We start from the raw sequence: 254 nt of genomic DNA, 5'->3' as shown, positions 1-254 counted from the left end.
ATTGCTGCACACCAAAATGTGCATATAGATCAAGTTATGGTTATCCGGCGAACTTGTAGACCCATTCAATGGATAGAGGGGCGGGATTTTTGGTACCATAAAGAGATAGCTCATACCAAAACAGACTGTCCAGCAGAACCAATGAATGCTGAAGATCCGCTTTTTATCCTTTATACTTCAGGCTCCACAGGCAAACCTAAAGGGGTTTTACACACCACAGCGGGTTATCTTGTTTATGCCGCGATAACCCATCA

At 43.7% G+C, this 254-nt stretch carries 1 protein-coding gene; it reads left to right on the top strand.

Translation table 11 applies throughout. The features are described 5' to 3' along the window. Window positions 1-254, top strand: a 254-nt coding sequence (locus ACFINS_RS10350) for an AMP-binding protein (RefSeq protein ID WP_375706220.1), incomplete at both ends; no start/stop codon positions are given.

The organism is Bartonella sp. AA2SXKL, from assembly GCF_042197205.1.
Lineage (GTDB): Bacteria > Pseudomonadota > Alphaproteobacteria > Rhizobiales > Rhizobiaceae > Bartonella.
The sequence above is the reverse complement of the archived record's forward strand: the minus strand, read 5'-3'. Positions and strand labels throughout refer to the sequence as shown.